This window comes from Acinetobacter rongchengensis, from assembly GCF_003611475.1.
Taxonomy (GTDB): Bacteria; Pseudomonadota; Gammaproteobacteria; order Pseudomonadales; family Moraxellaceae; genus Acinetobacter; species Acinetobacter rongchengensis.
The window spans coordinates 104,458-110,618 of sequence record NZ_RAXT01000008.1; the positions used below are offsets into that span (position 1 = coordinate 104,458).

Consider the following 6,161-nt stretch of genomic DNA (forward strand, 5'->3'; position numbering starts at 1 on the left):
CTGTCATAATTAATCTTTGTAATAAGCCTGTCATAAATAAAAAACGGTATACCGTTCATACATAGGATATTGCGTTGTGAAAGATGACTATATATTAATCGTCGATGACGAACTTCCAATTCGAGAGATGATCCATACCTCATTGGATATGGCAGGTTTTCAGTGTTTACAAGCTGAAGATGCAAAACAAGCACATCAAATGATCGTCGATCAACGACCTTCTTTAATTTTATTAGACTGGATGATGCCGGGTGGCGTCAGTGGTGTAGATTTATGCCGCCGTCTAAAACGCGATGAAAATTTATCAGAAATTCCAGTGATCATGTTAACTGCACGTGGTGAAGAAGACCATAAAGTACAAGGTCTTGACGCAGGTGCAGATGACTACATGACCAAACCATTCTCTACACGTGAATTGGTTTCTCGTATCAAAGCGGTATTACGTCGTGCCAATGCATTGAGTGGTGAAAAAACCATTGATGCCAATGGATTAGTTTTAGATCCTGTCAGCCAACGTGTCAGCTTTGGTAATCATATTTTAGAGATGGGACCTACAGAATACCGATTATTGGCATTTTTTATGACCCATCCTGAACGTGCTTATACACGTGCGCAACTTCTTGACCAAGTTTGGGGGGGTAACGTATATATCGAAGACCGTACCATTGACGTACATATCCGTCGCTTACGTAAAGTGCTAGAACCTTATGGTGCTGACCGTTACGTTCAAACTGTACGTGGAACTGGTTATCGTTTTTCAACGCGTGCAGATGTTGCTCTAGGCTAACGCTTTTTCAAGGTTAAATTATTTTTTATGTATGAACCCTACCCTGTCCCTGATCTCGCTCGCGAACATCAAAAGTTTCGTTACAGCAGTTTATGGACTTTTGCTAAACAAGATTTACGCTTACTCGCTTTTTTATTGGTTATTGGGGGCTTTATCGGTTTAGGAATCGGGTATTTTTGGATTTGTATATCCATTGCTTTTGCTGTCTTTTTTATCTTTCAATTACACTCTTTATACCTTGTGAATGATTGGATTTCGAATCGACCTTATGATTCACCACCCAATTTAGAGGGAATTTGGGGCGCATTACTGTTTAATGTGTATCGGGCACAACGACAAGAACGTGTTGTGCAAGCAGAGATGGTTGGCTTAATCGATCGAGCACAATCATCTTTAGTTGCATTAGCTGAAGCTGTTGTATTAACAGATGAATTACATCAAATTGAATGGTGGAACCCTGCTGCGGAAAAGCTTCTTGGTATTCAACCCCTAGATCGTGGTCGCAACATTTTAACTATTATTCGTCAGCCTAGTTTTATTGAATATTTTAATAATATTGACCAGTCACCCGATGGTATAAAAATCAAATCATCGGTTTATGAAGAACATTATGTTCAAATCAAACTGACTCGTTTTGGCAGTGAAAGTCGTTTAGTGGTTGCCTATGATGTCACACGTATGCACAACTTAGAGCAAATGCGTAAAGACTTTGTAGACAATATTTCACATGAATTAAGAACACCTTTGACCGTTTTAAGTGGTTATATCGAAACCTTTACTGACCAAGAGGATTTAAATCCACGTTGGAAACGTGCTTTTGAACAAATGCAATCTCAAACACGTCGCATGAATGCATTGGTCAACGATTTATTATTATTATCAAGACTTGAAGGCAATAAACAAATTGCTAAAAACCAAATTATTGATATGCCAAATTTAATGAATCAATTGTTTGATGATGCTCAAGCTTATAATGTCGATTATGGGCATACTTTAAACTTAGACATTGACAGCCATTGCGATTTAATTGGTTCAGATGCTGAGCTGGCCAGTGCTTTTAGTAACTTAATCACCAATGCCATCAAGTACACTCCGAAAGGGGGTACTGTGACCATTGGTTGGCATGATGATGCTGAGCATGGCTATTTCACTGTTGAAGATACAGGGATTGGTATTGACCCAAAACATATTCCTCGCCTCACTGAACGTTTTTATCGAGTTGACAGCGCACGTAGCCGTCAAACGGGTGGAACAGGTTTAGGACTTGCCATCGTCAAACATGTATTAATGCAACACAATGCTTACTTAGAAATTGATTCCAAAGAAAATCAAGGTTCTACATTTAAAGTTGTCTTCCCTAAAGAACGTCTTGATTTTGCAGATTAATCATTTTCAAGGATAAATCGATGCGATTATTTTTAGACTGTGAGTTTAATGGCTTTGGTGGAGAACTGATTTCTTTGGCTTTGGTTGATGAAAATAATCAATCTTTCTATGAAGTTTTAGCATGCCAAAACCCTATTCCTTGGGTCGTTGAACATGTTATTCCTATTTTAAATCAAACCCCTATTTCTTTAGAAGCGTTTCAGAAGCAACTACAAAAATTCTTAAATCTATATGATGCCATTGAAATTATTGCCGATTGGCCAGAAGATTTTGCTCTATTTTCACGTTGCTTAATTGTTTCTGCTGGAAGATGTTTAAGCCTCCCACCCTTGAAGATGCAACTTTGGATGCAAGAAAGCAATGCAAAAGTTGCATCGCAACAACCGCACAACGCCTTGGCCGATGCACAAGCTTTAAAATTGTCTTATACCATTCAGTAAATATTACTTAATATATCTTCTTAAAAAGGTAATTTAATCAAACTCTGCTTTTTCTTTGCTTCAAATTATTAATGGATACACGGAAACGTCATCCGCTATTGTTTGAGGCAAGACTACTTTTGATATGGAATGTTTCTGTGATCAATTCGTCAAGGTGATGGTAGTGAACGAGTTCAGCGGATGACAATGCTTTTGCTTACTTTTTGCGAAAAAAAAGTAAGTCTAGCCGAAGGCTTATCTCTTAATTATAACTTTTGGTGTAAGACTCCGTCGCAAATTCATAACTTTATTTATATTATGTAAATTTTTAAGATTGGTATTATTTGAATACTATGGCTTTTTAAATATTCATTCTAGCTAGAAAAAAAGCACCCTCCGCAAGGAAGAATGCTTTAAGTAATTAATACTTTAACAATAAATAATGAATTAAAGCGTATGCCCTAAAGCTTCACCCATAACGACAACCGAATTCGCTTTGAATTGTGCATCCCAATTCATCTTACCTTGTTCAAATAACACAACCGCTGTTGAACCCAGATAGAAACGACCGAGCTCATCACCTTTTGCCAATACTAAATCATGATGATTTAACTCTAAACGACCTGTTGGTTTGACTTTACCCGTTGCCACAGTTTCAATTCCCGCAACGATCATTGCACCGACCAAAACCACTGCCATACGACCCAGTTCAGTATCAAACAAGCACACCATACGTTCATTACGTGCAAATAACCCCGGTATATTTTCTGCAGTCGTTTGATTTACAGAGAATAATTCACCTGGAATATATAACGTTTCAGTTAACGTTCCTGCAAAAGGAGTATGTACACGGTGATAATCACGTGGCGATAAATAAACCGTAGCAAATTGACCATTTTTAAATGGCTCTGCCAATTGTGGATCACCAATCAATTTTTCTACTGAGAAACTTTGACCTTTGGCTTGAAAAACATCACCATTTTCAATTTTCCCGAGCTGAGAAATTGCGCCATCTGCTGGAGAAACAATGCTGTTTGGATCGCTATCAATTTCACGAACACCATCTTTTAATGCACGAGTAAAAAACTCATTAAATGACTTATATTTAAGTGCATCGGTTTGCTCAGCGATTGAAAGATCAATCCCATACTGTGCTTTAAATGCTTGAATTGCGATATTTTTTACAATGAGATTTTCACTTGCTGCAACCTTACCAACAACACGACTTAGCTGTTGCTGCGGAACAACTTTTTGCGCTTGAATAAAAATTTGTTTTTTTAACTTCGATGTAAGACTCACGCAGGTGATTCTCCAGTAGTAATTGGACTATCGAGGCGATTGCCCCACTCGCTCCACGCACCATCATAGGCTTGAATATTCCAACCCAATAGTCGACCTACAATATAAGCCAGCCCTGAGCGATGATGTGACTGACAATATACCACTACAGGTTGATCGAGCTGAAAGCCTAATTGTTCTAAACGTTGTTGCGTGCGCTCTAATGGATGTAATTTTAAATGATTTTGACGATTAATAGCACTACTCCATTCAAAATGAATGGCGTTTGGAATGTGACCACCGCGTCTAGCTGCTAAACGCTGACCTGTGTATTCATCATCGGTACGGCAATCCCAAAGTTGAGTAGATTGCTGATTTACTTTTTCTAATAGCTGTGAATATTCAATCCGATACTGTTCGATATTGTCTAAATTTACTTGAACCAAGGACTCAACTTTTGCAAGGTCTTCAACCTCGGAAGAGGTAGGATAACCTGCACCGAGCCATGCATGAATACCACCATTCAACAAGCTGACATTTTTAAAACCCAAACAATGTAAATTCCAAATCAAACGCCCTGCCCATGCTCCACCTTCATCGTCATAAACGACGACATGATGATTTGGCGAAATATTCAAGTATTCGATCAAAGCATTCAAGCCAGCCTCATCAGGCAACAACCCCGAAGCTTGCTCTTCCTGACGCACCAAAAGCTGAGGTTTCAGATGTATTGCATGCGGGATATGCAATTGTTCGTAGACTGAACTACGACTCAGGTCAACGATTCTGAGTGATTCATGCCCTAAAAAAGGCACAATCTGCTCCGCTTCTACGAGCAATCCAAAGTTAAAGTCTGTTGCAGTCATACGATTTTTCTAATTTAAGACCTGTATAAAATGATCTTATCACAGTGTTTTTTACCCATATGCTGATTTTTTACTTTCCTTTAGCAAAAAATCAGCTATGGATTTTCCGTTATTCGGCAAGTTCAGGAATTTCAAAGACCTGACGTAAATAAGCCAAGAATGTATCATTATCCGTCATGGTTTTTCCTGGGCTGTCAGAAATCTTCGCCACAGACTGCCCATTACATTCCACCAGTTTTAATACGATATTCAACGGCTTTTGCCCCATATCATTGGTTAAATTGGTGCCAATCCCGAAACTGACCTGGAAACGATCTTTAAAGTATTGATACAGGCTCCAAGCACGCTCTAAATCTAAACCATCACTAAAAGTAAGCATCTTCGTTTTCGTATCAATTTTGAGTTTACGATAATGCTGATAAGCCTTATCGCCCCATTCGTACGGATCACCACTGTCATGGCGCAATCCATCAAAGAGTTTGGCGAAATATAAATCAAAATCACGCAAGAATGCGTCCATTCCTACCACATCTGTTAGTGCAATACCTAAGTCGCCACGATACTCTTGTACCCAAGTCTCTAGTGCAGATTTTTGAAAATCACGCAAACGTACATCAAGTGCTTGAAAAGCTTGTAAGAACTCATGTGCCATCGTACCGATTGGGTAAATATTGAGTTCTTTTGCCAACAAAACATTACTGGTGCCACGGAAAACTGTGGGTACGGCTTGGTGGAAAGTTTGAATCACATGACGTTGCCAATCGAGGCTGTAACGACGTCGAGTACCAAAATCTGAGACCAATAATGGTGGATCGTTTGGTTTTAAGTCCTGTTCATATTGTTTCAATAATGCAACTTTAGCTTTTAAACGGCGTTCACCTTCGATCAGCACAGCATCTGAACGAATACGTTGAAAATAAAGCTCATTTACAATTGCCAGTACAAAAATTTCAAACATCATCGCCTGAACCATTGGTCCTTCAACCCAAATGTCCAAACGACCTTCTGCATCTATTCCAGCTTTGATAAAACGGCGCTTCAGTTGGAATAATTCTAAATAATCAACAAAATCACTTTTTATAAAACGTAAGCTACGTAAATAGGTCAATTCATCTTCTTGAAATTTTAAAGTACACAGTTGATCAAGTTGATCATTTAAATCATCCAAAATATCCGTCAATGGATATGCTGTATCGTCTAAATTGCGACATCTGAAATGGTAGACACTATGCGTTTGGGGAAACTTGTGTAAAACCACTTGTAACATTGTGAATTTATATAAATCGGTATCAAGCAAAGACTGAATTATGGGTTGCATAGCCTATCCGTTCGGAATGTTCTTCATTCACTATAAATAACTGAATCCATTGTTGCATAACATCCAACGTCATTTATTCTTTTTTCTTCTCCTTTTAACAAAAAAAT

At 38.4% G+C, this 6,161-nt stretch carries 6 protein-coding genes; 3 read left to right on the forward strand and 3 right to left on the reverse strand.

All coding sequences use genetic code 11. The features are described from left to right. Positions 1-76: 76 nt before the first annotated feature. Genes phoB through D7V20_RS06615 form a run of 3 tightly spaced genes read left to right on the forward strand, consistent with a single transcriptional unit; the run spans position 77 to position 2,613 of the window. Complete coding sequence (phoB, locus tag D7V20_RS06605; protein WP_120383519.1) at positions 77-787, forward strand: phosphate regulon transcriptional regulator PhoB; 711 nt, start codon at positions 77-79, stop codon at positions 785-787. Between the two features lie 27 nt (positions 788-814). Next, entirely contained in the window at positions 815-2,173 is a 1,359-nt protein-coding gene (phoR, locus tag D7V20_RS06610; RefSeq protein ID WP_120383520.1) for a phosphate regulon sensor histidine kinase PhoR, read from the forward strand. A gap of 20 nt (positions 2,174-2,193) precedes the next feature. Beyond that, on the forward strand, positions 2,194-2,613 hold the full coding sequence (locus D7V20_RS06615; RefSeq protein ID WP_120383521.1) for a 3'-5' exonuclease family protein: 420 nt from the start codon (positions 2,194-2,196) through the stop codon (positions 2,611-2,613). A 426-nt stretch (positions 2,614-3,039) separates the two neighbouring features. Here D7V20_RS06615 and asd read toward each other — a convergent pair whose 3' ends face one another. From asd to pncB, 3 genes are all read right to left on the reverse strand, one after another. Then, positions 3,040-3,891: an archaetidylserine decarboxylase gene (gene asd / locus D7V20_RS06620; RefSeq protein ID WP_120383522.1), complete on the reverse strand. Its 852-nt coding sequence runs from the start codon at positions 3,889-3,891 to the stop codon at positions 3,040-3,042. Further along, positions 3,888-4,736 carry a sulfurtransferase gene (locus tag D7V20_RS06625; protein ID WP_120383523.1) on the reverse strand — a complete coding sequence of 283 codons (849 nt, stop codon included), beginning with the start codon at positions 4,734-4,736 and terminating at the stop codon, positions 3,888-3,890. The genes asd and D7V20_RS06625 overlap by 4 nt, the downstream gene beginning before the upstream one ends. Before the next feature lie 109 nt (positions 4,737-4,845). After that, positions 4,846-6,054, reverse strand: a complete 1,209-nt coding sequence (pncB, locus tag D7V20_RS06630) for a nicotinate phosphoribosyltransferase (protein WP_120383524.1) — start codon at positions 6,052-6,054, stop codon at positions 4,846-4,848. Positions 6,055-6,161 lie beyond the last annotated feature (107 nt).